The 13,904-nt window shown below is 58.5% G+C and carries 14 protein-coding genes; 5 read left to right on the forward strand and 9 right to left on the reverse strand.

The genetic code is table 11. The features are described 5' to 3' along the window. Positions 1-119 precede the first annotated feature (119 nt). Positions 120-1,346: a LysR family transcriptional regulator gene (locus ABLU50_RS24040; RefSeq protein ID WP_017900183.1), complete on the forward strand. Its 1,227-nt coding sequence runs from the start codon at positions 120-122 to the stop codon at positions 1,344-1,346. Here the strand turns inward: ABLU50_RS24040 and ABLU50_RS24045 are convergent. The 4 genes from ABLU50_RS24045 to ABLU50_RS24060 form a co-directional block, all read right to left on the reverse strand. Continuing rightward, positions 1,343-2,605, reverse strand: coding sequence for a gallate dioxygenase (locus tag ABLU50_RS24045; RefSeq protein WP_087832307.1), 1,263 nt, complete (start codon positions 2,603-2,605; stop codon positions 1,343-1,345). The genes ABLU50_RS24040 and ABLU50_RS24045 overlap by 4 nt on opposite strands. Positions 2,606-2,618: 13 nt before the next feature. Further along, positions 2,619-3,989, reverse strand: a complete 1,371-nt coding sequence (locus ABLU50_RS24050) for an aromatic acid/H+ symport family MFS transporter (RefSeq protein WP_087832306.1) — start codon at positions 3,987-3,989, stop codon at positions 2,619-2,621. 212 nt (positions 3,990-4,201) lie between these two features. After that, positions 4,202-5,143, reverse strand: coding sequence for a LacI family DNA-binding transcriptional regulator (locus ABLU50_RS24055; RefSeq protein WP_004205142.1), 942 nt, complete (start codon positions 5,141-5,143; stop codon positions 4,202-4,204). Further along, on the reverse strand, positions 5,127-5,444 hold the full coding sequence (locus tag ABLU50_RS24060; protein WP_123811952.1) for a hypothetical protein: 318 nt from the start codon (positions 5,442-5,444) through the stop codon (positions 5,127-5,129). Before ABLU50_RS24060 ends, ABLU50_RS24055 begins: the two co-directional genes overlap by 17 nt. Here ABLU50_RS24060 and ABLU50_RS24065 point away from each other — a divergent pair. The 4 genes from ABLU50_RS24065 to ABLU50_RS24080 all read left to right on the forward strand — a co-directional run bounded on the left by ABLU50_RS24065 (position 5,437) and on the right by ABLU50_RS24080 (position 9,010). After that, positions 5,437-5,751: a PTS sugar transporter subunit IIB gene (locus ABLU50_RS24065; RefSeq protein WP_087832305.1), complete on the forward strand. Its 315-nt coding sequence runs from the start codon at positions 5,437-5,439 to the stop codon at positions 5,749-5,751. The two genes, ABLU50_RS24060 and ABLU50_RS24065, sit on opposite strands and share 8 nt — an antisense overlap. Positions 5,752-5,762: 11 nt before the next feature. Next, positions 5,763-7,085: a PTS sugar transporter subunit IIC gene (locus ABLU50_RS24070; protein ID WP_004205144.1), complete on the forward strand. Its 1,323-nt coding sequence runs from the start codon at positions 5,763-5,765 to the stop codon at positions 7,083-7,085. A gap of 98 nt (positions 7,086-7,183) precedes the next feature. Next, positions 7,184-7,486, forward strand: a complete 303-nt coding sequence (locus ABLU50_RS24075) for a PTS lactose/cellobiose transporter subunit IIA (RefSeq protein WP_004205145.1) — start codon at positions 7,184-7,186, stop codon at positions 7,484-7,486. A gap of 144 nt (positions 7,487-7,630) precedes the next feature. Next, positions 7,631-9,010, forward strand: a complete 1,380-nt coding sequence (locus ABLU50_RS24080) for a carbohydrate porin (RefSeq protein WP_048326094.1) — start codon at positions 7,631-7,633, stop codon at positions 9,008-9,010. Positions 9,011-9,201: 191 nt separating this feature from the next. Here the strand turns inward: ABLU50_RS24080 and phnV are convergent, their stop codons facing one another. The 5 genes from phnV to phnR form a co-directional block, all read right to left on the reverse strand. Then, positions 9,202-9,999, reverse strand: a complete 798-nt coding sequence (phnV, locus tag ABLU50_RS24085) for a 2-aminoethylphosphonate ABC transport system, membrane component PhnV (RefSeq protein WP_087832619.1) — start codon at positions 9,997-9,999, stop codon at positions 9,202-9,204. 2 nt (positions 10,000-10,001) lie between these two features. After that, positions 10,002-10,862, reverse strand: a complete 861-nt coding sequence (gene phnU / locus ABLU50_RS24090) for a 2-aminoethylphosphonate ABC transporter permease subunit (RefSeq protein WP_087832620.1) — start codon at positions 10,860-10,862, stop codon at positions 10,002-10,004. Continuing rightward, on the reverse strand, positions 10,862-11,974 hold the full coding sequence (gene phnT / locus ABLU50_RS24095; RefSeq protein ID WP_087832621.1) for a 2-aminoethylphosphonate ABC transport system ATP-binding subunit PhnT: 1,113 nt from the start codon (positions 11,972-11,974) through the stop codon (positions 10,862-10,864). The genes phnU and phnT overlap by 1 nt, the downstream gene beginning before the upstream one ends. Positions 11,975-11,979: 5 nt before the next feature. Then, positions 11,980-12,993: a 2-aminoethylphosphonate ABC transporter substrate-binding protein gene (gene phnS / locus ABLU50_RS24100; RefSeq protein WP_106479129.1), complete on the reverse strand. Its 1,014-nt coding sequence runs from the start codon at positions 12,991-12,993 to the stop codon at positions 11,980-11,982. Between the two features lie 178 nt (positions 12,994-13,171). Beyond that, a complete protein-coding gene (gene phnR, locus ABLU50_RS24105) occupies positions 13,172-13,891 on the reverse strand; it encodes a phosphonate utilization transcriptional regulator PhnR (protein WP_004202235.1) in 720 nt (239 codons plus the stop codon). Positions 13,892-13,904 lie beyond the last annotated feature (13 nt).

Here is a 13,904-nt window from a genome sequence, read left to right on the forward strand (position 1 = left end):
CCTCTGTTGTTTTTTTCAGCTTGTCATGTCCCGCCGTTGGAAGGTAATTCGTTAACTTGCGAAGGCTATGATTTTTATTTATGTTGTCGACTCACTCACTATTTCAGGCCTGACGAATAATGCTGAAGAGAAAGCACGATAAAATCATAAATATCATGCAGCTGCGCTTTTTTTGTCAGGTCGCTCTGCGAGGAAGCGTCTCGCGTGCTGCCGATGACTTATTCCGCACGCAGTCAGCGATAACCCGGGCTATCCGCGACCTTGAAGCCGCGTTGAACGTCACGCTGTTCGAACGCCATTACAGCGGCATGGTGCCCACCGAGTATGGCAAGTGCATCCTGCCGCGCGCCCGGCGGGCGATTGACGACCTGCAGGCCATCCCGGCGCTGTTGCAGAAGCACCATACCCGCACCAGCGGCCCGCTGGCGGACGCCGGTTGGCTGTTCAATACCCGCCGGTTAGCCATATTTATTCAGCTCTATCACGTCAACCATACCCAAACCGTCGCGCAACAGTTGGGGATCACCCAGCCGGCGGTCAGCGCCGCGCTGAAGGTCCTGGAGAAAGGGGCGGATTCGGCGCTATTTCGCCGGACGCCAGAAGGGGTGCGTCCCACGCCTGCCGCAGAACTGCTCTATCCCCCGGTGAGCAGAGCGCTCAACGAGCTGGAAAACATCTGGAGCGATCTCGCCGCCCGTCGAGGGGTGCTGGAGGGTACCGTGCGCATTGGCGCCCTGCCGCTGAGTCGCACCCGGCTACTGCCCTCCGCCATTGCCGCCTTTCTGGCCCAGCACCCGGGTATTACCCTCATGACCAATGAAAGCCCGTATGAGTCGCTGGTCGCCGATATGCGCGCAGGTAATATCGATTTTATTATCGGCGCCCTGCGTCAGGATGAAGATCTCCCGGACCTCTGTAGCGAGGCGTTATTCGAAGAGGATATGCTGATTTTACTGCGTAATAACCACCCGCTGCTGCGCCATCCGGATCCGCGCAGCCAGCTGGCGACAGCGCAATGGGTGCTGCCGCGCGCCAACGCGCCGGCGCGCCATTTGCTGGATAAGGCGTTTGTCACCCTGGGGCTGCCGCTGCCCCAGCCGACGGTGGAGACCGGGGATGCGGCGATGGTGCGAGGATTGCTGCAGGACTCCGACATGCTGGCGGCGGTTTCCGCCAGCCAGATGCGTTTTGAAACTGACAATGGGTTGCTCAGCGTGTTGCCGGTCCCCCTGCCCGATACCACCCGGCGTATCGGGCTGACGTTTCGCGCCGGCAGCCTGCCCTCCCCGGCGACGCAGGCGCTGTTGCGTTTTATTTATCAGCAGGTTCAGGACGGGACTGTTTAACGTTTACCCGCCACCGAATAGGTTACCTGTTGGTTGCGCGTTTGCTGAAACGCCTCCAGCGTCTGCCCGCGCATCGCGGCGTAAATATGCAGGTTGGATACGCCGACCACCGCGCCCATTTTCTCCAGCAGGAAGAAACTGGCGCCATACTGAATCAATCCCCGCCAGTCGCGTGCGTTGAGCAACTGCTGTTCCTCCTCACTCAGTCCGGCTTCGGCATAAAGCGACTGAGGCGACTGCAGAAAACGTTCGCGCCAGGCAGGCTCAATCAGCCGATGCAGGAAACGGTTAAGCCGCAAGCCATTCAGGCTGCGCTCGTGGGTAAAAGGATAGGTTCCCGGCAGTTTCTCCACCCCGGCCAGCTGCTGCGCCATATGCTGGCGATGGCGCGTCAGGGTATCGACGGGGGGCAGGCGCGCATTGTTCTCAAGGATCAGCGTAGCGATACCGGTCATCGACGGCAGGTAATAGTCGCGCCAGGTTTCGGTGACATTGGCTGATAGCGCGCCGCGCATCACCAGCCACATGATCACCTCAGACCCTTCCATTCCCCCCAGCTCGGCATATTCGCCAAGGGTCATTTCGGTAAGCTTTTCCGGGTCATTAACCAGCATGTCAACAAACTGGGCATCCCAGTCGGGATTATTAAATCCGCAGCGCTCGCCATGAACCTGATGCGAGAGCCCGCCGGTCGCGACAATCGCCACATTGATATCTTCCGGGAAGCTTTCAATTGCCCGGCGCAGCGCCTGGCCGAGTCGGTAACAACGGCGCGCGCTCGGTACCGGAAATTGCAGCACGCCGATCTGTAACGGGATTACCGCCGTCGGCCACCCCTGCGCTTCATCCCAGGGCAACAGCGCCGAAAGCGGCGAGAAAAGGCCGTGGTCGAGCTTTTTATCCATAAAGAACGACATATCAAACTCATCGGCCATCAGGCTGGCGCCAATGTGCCTTGAGAGCGCCGCATTGCCCTGGAGCGGCGGCAGACAACGTGGTCCGCCGCCTTCATCGGCAACGTCATATTGACTATCGATTCCCAGCGTAAATGTCGAATAGTGATCGAAGAAAAAGGCGGTCACATGGTCATTAAAGATGTACACCAGCGCATCCGGTTTTTTCTCCTCCAGCCAGCGCTGCAGCGGTTCGAAGCTCTGGAAGATCGGCGACCATGCCGGGTCCTGCTGTTTATGATGATCGACCGCGAAGCCGATAGTCGGGGTATGAGAGACGGCGATACCGCCGAGAATGTTAGCCATCAGATAACTCCACTTATCGGTGTTCCAGGGGGGATGACAAAGCGTCCAGTTCTGCCTCTGTGAGTCGAGGCTTAGCGTGATTCATACGGTGCAACAAAATACAGGTCCCCGCCAGGCAGGCCGGCAGCGCAAGCACCAAAAAGATCGACGAGTGTCCCGGCACGGCCAGCATCAGCAGCCCGCCCAGCGTGGAGCTGAGAATAGCCCCGGTACGGCCGATACCATGCATCCAGCTGACGCCGGTAGCACGGATCTCGGTTTGATAATAGGCTGGCGAATAGGCCTGCAGACCGTTCTGCGCGCCGTTAATGCACATCCCGCTGATAAAAATCAGCACCGACAGCGCCGCCGATCCGAAATCCATCAACCCCTGGGACAACAGGCACAGGCAGCCAAGGAAATAGGTTGCCGCAATCACCGCTTTCGCCGAAGCACGATCCATCAGTATACCGACAAGGATCCCGCCCAGCGGGCCGCCGAGCTGGAACAAGCCGGTCATCATCGCCGCCTGCTGCAGCGACAGCCCGCCGGAGCGGAGAATGGTTGGCAGCCAGCCGTTCAGCAGATATATCACGAACAGCCCCATAAAATAGGTCAGCCACAGCGCTATCGTGCCGCGGGCATAGCCATGCCGAAACAGCTGCGCCACTTTACTGCTCCGCGTGATGGGCGGCGCATTCAGCTGGAAGACGGTGTCAGCCGTAAACTGGCCTCCAAGCCGGTTAAGCGCCCTGGCGATCTGCTCGCCCGGTAGTCGGCGCGCCACCATGCTCATCGCCGACTCCGGCAACATCACGATCATAAAGGGAAGCACCACGAGCGGCAGCACGCCGCCAAAAATCAGCGCCGAGTGCCAGCTGTAATGCGATAACAACCCGGCAGCGATAAAGCCGCCGAGGCCGGAACCCACGTTGAATCCGCTGTACATCAGGGTGATCATCACTCCTTTACGCCGCTCCGGCATATATTCCGCCACCAGCGTGACGCAATTGGGCATCACGGCGCCAAGTCCGAGGCCGGTGAGAAAGCGCAGCAGCGCCAGCTGCGACGGGCTTTGCGCCACGGCGCCGGCCAGGCTGAACAGCGCAAACAGCGCCACCGACCAGAGTAAAATGCGTTTTCGGCCGTAGCGGTCAGAAAGCGGGCCCGCCACCAGCGCGCCAATGGCGACGCCGAACATAGCCGCCCCGAGAATCGGCCCCATTTCAGCCCGGCTGATGCCCCAGTCCTCGATGAGCGCCGGGGCGACAAAGCCCATCACCGCAGCGTCATACCCATCCAGCATAATGATGATGAAACAGAGCAGCAGCACGTTCCATTGAAAGCGCGAGACCGGGCGGGCATCTATCCACGCTTTCACATCGACAACGTTCATGTGATTCATAGGGTGACTTCCTCAAGCAGGCGGTACGAATGTTCTGGTTAGTGTTTTTTTGAGTGGAACTTTCGTACTCAACTTAAGGCAGGTCACGCAGGCTGTCCGGTTCGAAAACCCGGCGACAGATATGAGTTTTATTTATAATGTGAGGGATACGACAAAAAACAGCCAATAAAAAACCCGCAGCCAACGGCGGCGGGTCAGGGCAAGAGCGACGATCAGTGCTTTGGAATAATTAAATCGCCGCGCAGCGGGCTGCCGCCCGGGTTGTCCGTTTTCTCGGTCAGCCAGTTGACGATCCGCGACGCCATCGCGTCCATGGAATATTCAATCGCCGGGATAGTCGGGATTCCGGGCAGCTGTAACGATCCGGCGAGGCTAAACACCATCACATTTTGCGGAACGGCGCGGTTAAACGCCTGCAGCTGCGGCACCACGCGCTGCGCCTGCAGCTCATCGCTCACCAGCAGCGCGTTAAAGTTCAGCGTCGTGGCGTTATTGACCAGCTCCTGCACCGCCACCGACGGCGAGGTGTTATCCAGAAACACCAGATTGCGATTAAACGGCAAAAAGTTTTTTTCCAGCGCGTGCTTGTAGCCCAGCAGCACCTGATCGGCAAAGCCGCTGCTCTGCGGATGGATCAGCGCAATCTGCCTTCTGCCCTGGCTTATCAGATAGTGGCAGGCGGTTTCGGCGGCGAAGGCGTGATCGAACTGAATGCTGTTTTCGCCCTCGCTGTCGAGGCAGTCCACCAACACCACGTCCGGGCGGTTAATATTCAGAGGAAAACGCGCGCCGATGATCAGCACGTTATCGCACAGCCCGCAGGTTAACTCCTCCAGCGAGTTCATCACGCCGCTGCTGGTGTTGGCGAAGCGCAGCAGCAGGTGCTTCTGGTGCTGGCTGAGCTGTTTTTCCAGGGCGTAGAGATAGCTGGTGGTTTGATTGATATTGTCCTGGGCGCAGATGACGCCGATGCAGCCGGTGGACTGGCTAAGCAACGACTGGGCTATCATGTTTGGCCGGTAATTGAGCGCTTCCGCCGCCTGCAGCACCGCCTGACGACTGGCTTCCTTCACGCCACGTGAGCCGCTCAACACTCGCGACACCGTGGCTTTGGAAACCCCGGCAAGTCGTGAAACATCATTGATTGTCGACATCATTTTCCCCTGCGCGGGCGCCGCGTCCCGCCAAAATCCTGTAAACCTGAATCGCTTCAATTATGACCAGCGCAGTATATCCATTTCGCCATTTGTTTGGAAACCGATTTTCCATTTCAGCGCAAAACATCGCCAAATCGACAGAATAATGTGAGCCAAATCCAATAAATCCGCCCCATAAGCAGGAGATCTTGACCACTATCACAGTTCTGCTTTTTATAAATGGAAACCGGTTTCCGTCTGATATCAAATCATCCACGCAATAACTTTTTACATTTTGAGGATGGTCGTCGATGTACAAGATTATGCTGTGCTGCTCTGCCGGAATGTCCACCAGTCTGCTGGTCAGAAAGATGGTGGAGGCGGCGAATGAACGTGATCTGCCGGTGCAGATTGACGCCTATGGCGTTTCCGAATTTGACATCCAGTTTCCGCAGTATCAGGTGGTGTTGCTAGGCCCCCAGGTGAAATACATGTTGAAAATCCTGTCTGACAAAGCGGCTTCCCTGAACATTCCCGTTCAGCCCATCGATACGATGGACTACGGTATGCAGCGGGGAGACAACGTCCTGAATTATGCTCTGTCGCTGATCCCAGCGGCGCACTGAGAGGTGTTGAAATGAGTTCTCTGTATCAGTCCATGATTGCCGTGATCGAGCAATCTATTACTCCGCTGGCAGGACGCCTTGGGCAGCAGAAATATGTTATCGCTATCCGCGATGGCTTCACTGCCGCATTGCCGTTTATGATCATCGGCTCTTTCATGCTGGTATTTATCTTTCCGCCGTTTTCACCCGAGACCACCAACGGCTTTGCCCGCGGCTGGCTCGATTTCTCCCAGCACTACCGCGAACAGCTAATGCTGCCGTTTAACCTCAGCATGGGCGTAATGACCTTCTTTATCTCGGTCGGCATTGGCGCCAGCCTCGGTCGTCAGTTTCAGCTGGATCCGGTGATGTCCGGTCTGCTGGCGTTTATGGCCTTCCTGCTGGTCGCCGCGCCCTATGCCGATGGAAAAATTTCCACTCAGTATCTGTCCGGACAGGGCATTTTTACCGCCCTCATCACCGCCATCTACTCCACCCGCGTCTACGCGTGGCTGAAGCAAAACAACATCACCATTCGACTGCCTAAAGAGGTACCGACCGGCGTCGCTCGTTCGTTTGAAATCCTTATCCCGGTGCTGGTGGTGATTGGTACTTTGCATCCGCTGAACCTGTTTATCGAAGCGCAGACCGGGATGATCCTGCCGCAGGCGATCATGCATCTGCTGGAGCCGCTGGTTTCCGCCTCCGACTCGCTGCCGGCTATTTTGCTCTCCGTCCTGATGTGCCAGATTTTCTGGTTCGCTGGGATCCACGGCTCGCTGATTGTCACCGGTATTATGAACCCGTTCTGGATGGCTAACCTCTCGGCAAACCAGGCGGCGCTGGCGGCCGGCACGGTGTTACCGCACGTCTATCTGCAGGGCTTCTGGGATCACTATCTGCTGATTGGCGGCGTCGGTTCAACCCTACCGCTGGCCTTCCTGCTGCTGCGTAGTCGGGCCACGCATCTGCGCACCATCGGCAAGATGGGCATCGTGCCGAGCTTCTTTAATATCAACGAGCCGATCCTGTTCGGGGCGCCGATCATCATGAACCCGATGATGTTTATCCCCTTCGTCTGCGTACCGATGGTCAACGCGGTGCTGGCTTACGGCGCGACGCGTCTTGGCTGGCTGAGCCAGGTGGTGTCCCTCACTCCGTGGACCACGCCGGCACCGATTGGCGCCTCGTGGGCGGCCAACTGGACGCTGAGCCCGGTAGTGATGTGCCTTATCTGCATGGTGATGTCGGCGGTCATTTACCTGCCGTTCCTGCGCGCCTATGAACGTTCCTTAATGAAAACCGAAGTTGAGAAAACCAAAAATAGCGTTCCGGTGGCAGAAACCGTTAGCTAATTCCTCTCCGCCCCGGAGAGATAATATGATGGCAGCGTAATAATGCAGAAAAAGGACTTTCACTGCATTATTAAATAATAAAGACCTCAGGAATACACATGATTGAATTAGAAGATGCGGTAATGGAAATTATCGTTAATGCGGGACAGTCACGCTCATTATGTTTTGAAGCGCTACATGCGGCCAGAACCGGAAATATCGACGAAGCGCGTTTACTGTTAAATGAAGCCGACGGTTACGCCCGTCGGGCGCATCAGATGCAGACCCAGCTCATCGAGCAGGATGCCGGTGAAGCGCGTCAGCCTATGACGCTGATTATGGTACATGCCCAGGATCATCTGATGAATTCGCTGCTGGCCCGCGAGTTCTCAGAAGAATTAATCCATCTGTACCAGCGTTAATTAATATGGAATAACGCCTGCGAGAATATTATTCTCCGGCGTCGCTGTACCCTAAAAAACAAATCAGCTTATTTTGGCTATATATTTTAGCCAGAATGGGATGGTTATTATCTGAAATATATTAATTATTAAAGCGAGATAACCATGAATACTGTGAAAAAACTGCCTTTAGCCATGGCGGTTGTCGCCGCGCTGTGCCCAATTTCCGTAATGGCGCAAGAATTTACTCAGGAACAGATCGACGCCATCGTCGCCAAAGCCGTTGATAAAGCGCTGGCCGAACGCCAGGCGAAAATCGACGCCGCGGCCGACAAAAAGGTCGACGTGATCACCAACCCGCAGACCACCGCCGCCTCGCCGGATATGGCCATTCCGTTCGGCCTCAAGTTCAGCGGCTACGCCCGCTATGGCGCCCACTTCCAGACCGGCGACCAGAAATATGTCGGCGTCGACGGCTCCTATAACGGCGCCTCGGCGATCGGCCGCCTGGGCAACGAAAGCAACGGCGGCGAATTCCAGATCAGCAAGGCCTTCAAAAGCGCGCAGGGGGCTATCTGGGATCTTAACGTGATGTTCGACCACTGGAGCGACGAGGTTAACCTGAAGAAGGCCTACGTCGGCGTCACCAACGTGCTGGAATCCAACCCCAACGCCTATATCTGGGCCGGCCGCGACTTCCACCAGCGTCCGCAACAGGGGATCAACGACTACTTCTGGATGAACCATGACGGCCAGGGCGCCGGGGTGAAGAACTTTGATATCGGCGGCGTGCAGTTCGACGTGGCGGCGGTGTCGCAGGTGAAATCCTGTAGCCCGGAAGTGATGGCCGACGAGACCAACCCGTCGCGCATCACCTGTACCGGCAGCTCCGACACCGGCGACAACGGCCACTACGCGCTGACCACCAAAACCCACAACATCAAGGCCGGGCCGATTGACGTCGAGGTGTACGCCAACTACGGCTTTGACTCGAAGGCGGTGGACAGCGACGCGCGCCTCGAAGCCTGGCAGGGCGGCCTGGTGCTGAGCCACACCAACGACAGCGGGGTGAACAAGGTGATCCTGCGCTACTCCGACAACTCGGATAACAGCGTCTACAACAAAACCGACGACCTGACCACGGTCTACGCCAGCTTCGAGGGCAGCCATAAGTTCACCCAGCAGGCGCAGGTGGAATATCTGCTGGCCTTCCACGACTACGACAACGGCAGGGATAACACCGACAACCGCAAGAACTACGGCGCCATCGTGCGGCCGATGTATTTCTGGAACGACGTGCACTCCACCTGGCTGGAAGCCGGCTACCAGCGCGTGGACTACGACCAGGGCGGGGATAACCACGGCTGGAAGCTGACGCTGTCGCAGAACATCGCCATCGGCATGGGGCCGGAGTTCCGTCCGATGCTGCGCTTCTACGTGACCGGCGGCCAGGTGGACAATGAGCATACCGCGAAGGTCAACGGCACCCAGGACCAGCAGCTGGATTCGCTGAACGTCGGCGGGATGTTTGAGGCGTGGTTCTGATGCGATAGCGTTGTTGAAGGAGCGTTCCCGGCTGGCGCTACGCTTAGCCGGGCTACGACTGGTGCGCTCCATTTATGCCGGATGGCGGCATACATGCCTTATCCGGCCTACAGAAAACCTCCTTCCCCCAGGCCCGGCAAGCGCAGCGCCGCCGGGCAGTCAGCCCGTGCCCTGGTGGCGTCATCAATTCTTTATCTCTGGCTTAATCGGCGGGCGATACGCTCCAGCTTCATCATCAACAGCAGCGTGACGCCCACCAGCACGATGGTCAGCGCCGAGCCATCGGCGATATTACCGCGATCGGTCAAGCTGAAAATGGTCACCGGCAGCGTCGTCCAGCCCGGCGGATAGATCATCACCGTCGCCCCTAACTCTCCCATCGACAACGACAGGCTAAGCGCCAGCGCCGAGATCATCCATGGCGTCATCAGCGGCAGCGTCACATGGCGCAGGCGGTACCACGGTGAAGCGCCCAGGCTGGAGGCGACGTTTTCAATATCAACGGAAATCCGCGCCAGGCCGGTCGTTACGTTGCTGAAGGTAAAGGCCGAGATCAGCACGAAATGCGCCGCCAGGACGATAAAGAAGGTGCCGTTCATCTGCAGCGGCCCCTGGCTGAAGGCCACCAGAATGCCCAGTCCCACGGAAACCGAGGGGATGGCGCTGGGCAGATAAAACATCAGCCCAAGATATTTCTGCAGCTTCGCGCCAGTCTGGCGCAGCGCCAGCGCCGCCCACATCCCGCACAGCAGCGCCAGCAGGCTGGCGCAGAAGCCCACCACCAGGCTGGAAAACAGCGAATCCCACGCCGCCCCGCGAAACGCGTTAACAAAGTGGGCAAAGGTAAAGCCGGTGGGCAGCAGGCCGTTCCATTGTTTACTCAGGCTGGAGAGTAAAATCACCGCCAGCGGCAGCAGGAAAACGCCGGCAAAAAGCGTCACCGCCAGCGCGCCCGCCGCCGCGCGGCCTTTACGCGACCAAATCAACATCGTTAACTCCTTACGCCAGTGCGCACCGCCGCCAGCCGATAGAGCATAAACAGCCCCAGCGACAGCAAAATATTGATCAGCGCAATCATGCAGGCCACGCTGTAATCCGACTCCAGAATCGCCTTGCTGTAGACCATCATCGGCAGGGTATTGACCCCTTTGGCGCCAATAAACAGCACGATCCCGAACTCGTTAGTGGTCAATAGCAGGCACAGGCTGCCGCCCGCCATCAGCGCCGGGAGCGCCGCCGGGAAGATAACCTGGGTAATCACCCGTAACGGATGAGCGCCGAGAATACTCGCCGCTTCCAGCTGGCTCTTATCTATCTGCCGCAGTCCCGCCATCAGCGGGCGCATCACCAGCGGCGTAAACACGGTAATCTCCGCCAGAATCACGCCGTTAATCGAATAGAGGAAGTCTACCGGCGGCAGTTCAAAAGCAAACAGCGCCATCAGGGCACCGTTGAGCAGCCCCGCCGAGCCGTAAATAAAGGTGAACGCGAGAGTGATAAGAAAGGTCGGCAGCGCAATAAAAGTATCAATGACCCGGCCCACCAGTTGGCTGCCGGGGAACGGAATAAACACCAGAATCAGCGCCAGGATGCTGCCGAGCACCAGGCAGCCAAGGGTAGCTAACACCGCAATCTGTAAGGTATTGAGCAGCGCGCCAATAAAGCGCTTAGAGTCGATCACCTGCCAGAAGGTCTCGAGGCTCAGGTTGCCGCTGGCGTCGCGAAGCGCCTGTTCGGCGATCAGCAGCAGCGGATAGAAAAACAGCGTCGCCAGCACCAGCAGCGGCAACGCCAGCCACAGGTAAGGGCGCAGGTTTCGCGCCGGACGCGCAAGCGTGAGGGTTTGCGCCATCATTGCACCTCGATCAGAACCGCATCGCCAGGTTCGAAGTAGAGCGCCAGCTTGTCCCCCGCGCGCGGCAGTGGGTTGACCTGAGTCATGACGATCCGCACCGCTTCGCCCGCGACGTCGCACAGCAGATGCGTCAGATCGCCCTGCCAGTGCACCGACGTCAGGGTGGCGTTGAGGCGATTACTGGTTGCCGATCGCGGCGCCAGGCTCATGTGCTGCGGGCGAATGCATAACAGCTTATTGTTGCCATGCAGGCCGCCCCGGCTGAAGGCGTTAATCAGGCCGCCGCCGCAGCTTACGCTAACCAGCCCCGGCTCGGGGCTGTCTTTCAGCGCCGTCGCCTGCAGGATATTGGCGCGGCCGAGGAATTCGGCGCTAAAGCGGTTCGGCGGATAGTGGTACAGCTCGTGCGTTTCACCGTGGGCGATCAGCGACCCGTCTTTCATAATGCCGATTTTGTCCGCCAGAGTCAGCGCTTCGGTCTGATCGTGGGTAACGTAGAGGATGGTCAGCTCCGGTAGTTCGCGATGCAGGCGGGCAATCTCTTCCACCATGTTATGGCGAATTTGCGCGTCCAGCGCCGACAGTGGTTCATCAAGCAGTAACACCCGGGGACGCACGGCAATCGCGCGGGCTATCGCGACGCGCTGCTGCTGGCCGCCGGAAAGCTGATGCGGATAGCGGGTGGCGTAGTCCGCCATACCAACAATGTTTAAGGCTTCGGTCACCCGCTCGGCGATCAGCGCCCTGGGCTGCTTTTGCGCCCGCAGGCCGAAGGCGACGTTGTCTTCCACCTTCATATGGGGAAACAGCGCGTAGTTCTGCACCACCATCGCCAGCCCGCGCTGGTAAGGCGGCAGGTGGGTGACGTCCGTGTCGCCGATCAGGATCCGCCCGCCAGCCGGTTGCACAAAACCGGCAATCGCCCGCAGCACGGTGGTTTTCCCGGAACCGGAAGGGCCAATCAGCGCCAGCACTTCACCGGGCTCAATGGTCAATGACAGCGGTTTTAAGACCACGTTGCCGTGGTAGGAAACGCGCAGCGAGTCCAGGGTGATCCCGGAGGTCCCCGCCAGCGACGGGGAAGAGATGACGGAGGTTTTCATTAACATCAGGCTTACTCGCTATCGGTCACTTTATGCCAGCGGGCGATATCCGCCGAGAGAGAAATCGCGACGTCGTCCCAGTTGGGTTCCCAGCGCTTCACGCCGTCGAGCGCCGCCTGCGCTGCCTTAAAGTTAGCGTCATCCGGCGCCACGTCGCTGCGCACCGGTAAGCCCCAGGAGCGCGCGCTGACGCTGGATTGCGCCGGTTTATCCAGCAGGAAATTAATCAGCTTCTTGCCGTTTTCGCTGTTCGGTCCGTTCTGCACCAGCCCGATGGTGTAGGGCAGCGCCAGCGCGCTGCGCTCGCCTTTGTCGTCCGCCGGCCAGAAGATTTTGACGTTCGGATTACGCGCCATCTGCGACAGGTTCATCTGCAGATCGCCGTTGGCGACGTACAGCTCGCCTTTGTTGACCAGCGCCGTCAGCTTGCCGGTGGAGGCCGATGGGCCGACGTTATTGGCCTGCAGCTTGCCCAGATACTCGAAGCCGGCATCTTTGCCTCCAAGGCTGTGGAAGGCCTGCAGCATCACCGCGGTGCCGTCCCCCGCCTGGCCCGGCGTGGAGTACTGCAGCTTATTCTTAAAGCGGCTATCCAGCAGATCCTGCCAGCTGGCCGGCGCGGTTTTCAGCAACTGGCCGTTATAGATGAAGGTCAGATAGTTGTTCACCAGCGGCGAATAGCGGTCATTGGCGCCGGGGATCTGCGCGCTGCCCTGTGGGGTAAAGGTGGCCAGCAGCTGCTCTTTCGCGGCGCGCTGGATAAACGGCGGCACCGTGACCAGCACATCGGCCTGCGGATTGGTGCGCTCCTTCGCCAGACGCTCGACGATCGCGCCAGAGCCGCCTTCCACATACTGCACTTTGATGCCCGTCGCTTTGGTGAAGGCGTCAAACTGGCTCTGATACCAGCTGTTATCGCCGTCATGCAGGCCGTCGGCGGAGTAAACCGTGACGACGCCGTCCGCCCAAACCGGGGAGCTCGTCAGCGCGAACAGGGACAGCAGAGCAAGTCGGGAGAGTTTCATCGTGTTAACCTCATCGCAGTTAGTTGTTCTGGTGTAGACCAGATTTGCGTTCACGCTACCGAGGGTTTATGACAAAACGATGAAAGAAGTGTGTCGAAAGAGTTAAAGCGAAGGGGATACGTCGCCCCCGGTTAACGCTGACGCCACCGGGGATACGGGAAGGGTTAATACAATAAAATCAATGGGTATCGACTTCGATCCGCAGGCTGTCATGCCGCCAGTATTCGATATCGTAATCAAGAATACGCCCGTGCTGATCGTAATTCAGCCTGCGCAGCAGCAGCGCCGGGCGCCCCTCCATCACCCCCAACGCCTCTGCGGCCTGCGGCGGCATGGAGGTGGGATAAAACGACAGATGCATACTGGTATAGATCAGGTCGTAGTGACTCTGATAAATCTCGGTCAGACTGCCGTTGAGATCGTGGCGCAGCAGCTCCGGCACCCGGGCCGGCAGGCAGTGGTTTTCGCAATAGCACACCGGACGCCCGTCGGCATAGCGCAGGCGGGTCAGCAGGTAGACCTGATCGAAGGGCTGCAGCGCCAGCGGCGCCATCACATCCAGCGGCACGGCGGTTAAGCGGCCATCAAGCAGCACCGTTTTCGGCTCACGTCCCTGTTCGAGACACAGCTTGTGGAAGTTGGTGTTCTGCGTCGGATCCAGCCACAGACGCTCCGGCGTCACAAACCAGCCGCGGCGGTCGGCGCGGTAGATCACGCCGCTGGCCTCCAGCTGCGCCAGACTCTCGCGCACGGTGATACGGGTCGTGTTGAACAGTGCGCACAGCTCGCGCTCGGAAGGCAATTTATCGCCGCTTTTGAGGGCGCCGTTTTGAATACGCGCCTGCAGCTGCGCCTTAATCATCAGGTATTGCGGCATCTCGCCAGAGGGTGATTTCATGTTTACTCGCTGC

This window comes from Klebsiella sp. GG_Kp173 (genome assembly GCF_040062415.1).
GTDB lineage: Bacteria > Pseudomonadota > Gammaproteobacteria > Enterobacterales > Enterobacteriaceae > Klebsiella > Klebsiella quasipneumoniae.

Excerpts from the sequence above, each read along its gene's own strand:
- ABLU50_RS24040 (WP_017900183.1), top strand. The coding sequence starts at position 120 with ATGCTGAAGAGAAAGCACGATAAAATCATAAATATCATGCAGCTGCGC.
- ABLU50_RS24065 (WP_087832305.1), top strand. The coding sequence starts at position 5,437 with ATGTACAAGATTATGCTGTGCTGCTCTGCCGGAATGTCCACCAGTCTG.
- phnR (WP_004202235.1), bottom strand. The coding sequence starts at position 13,891 with ATGAAATCACCCTCTGGCGAGATGCCGCAATACCTGATGATTAAGGCG.
- ABLU50_RS24045 (WP_087832307.1), bottom strand. The coding sequence starts at position 2,605 with ATGGCTAACATTCTCGGCGGTATCGCCGTCTCTCATACCCCGACTATC.
- phnV (WP_087832619.1), bottom strand. The coding sequence starts at position 9,999 with ATGTTGATTTGGTCGCGTAAAGGCCGCGCGGCGGCGGGCGCGCTGGCG.
- ABLU50_RS24080 (WP_048326094.1), top strand. The coding sequence starts at position 7,631 with ATGAATACTGTGAAAAAACTGCCTTTAGCCATGGCGGTTGTCGCCGCG.
- ABLU50_RS24075 (WP_004205145.1), top strand. The coding sequence starts at position 7,184 with ATGATTGAATTAGAAGATGCGGTAATGGAAATTATCGTTAATGCGGGA.
- phnU (WP_087832620.1), bottom strand. The coding sequence starts at position 10,862 with ATGGCGCAAACCCTCACGCTTGCGCGTCCGGCGCGAAACCTGCGCCCT.
- ABLU50_RS24055 (WP_004205142.1), bottom strand. The coding sequence starts at position 5,143 with ATGTCGACAATCAATGATGTTTCACGACTTGCCGGGGTTTCCAAAGCC.
- ABLU50_RS24050 (WP_087832306.1), bottom strand. The coding sequence starts at position 3,989 with ATGAATCACATGAACGTTGTCGATGTGAAAGCGTGGATAGATGCCCGC.
- ABLU50_RS24070 (WP_004205144.1), top strand. The coding sequence starts at position 5,763 with ATGAGTTCTCTGTATCAGTCCATGATTGCCGTGATCGAGCAATCTATT.
- phnT (WP_087832621.1), bottom strand. The coding sequence starts at position 11,974 with ATGTTAATGAAAACCTCCGTCATCTCTTCCCCGTCGCTGGCGGGGACC.
- phnS (WP_106479129.1), bottom strand. The coding sequence starts at position 12,993 with ATGAAACTCTCCCGACTTGCTCTGCTGTCCCTGTTCGCGCTGACGAGC.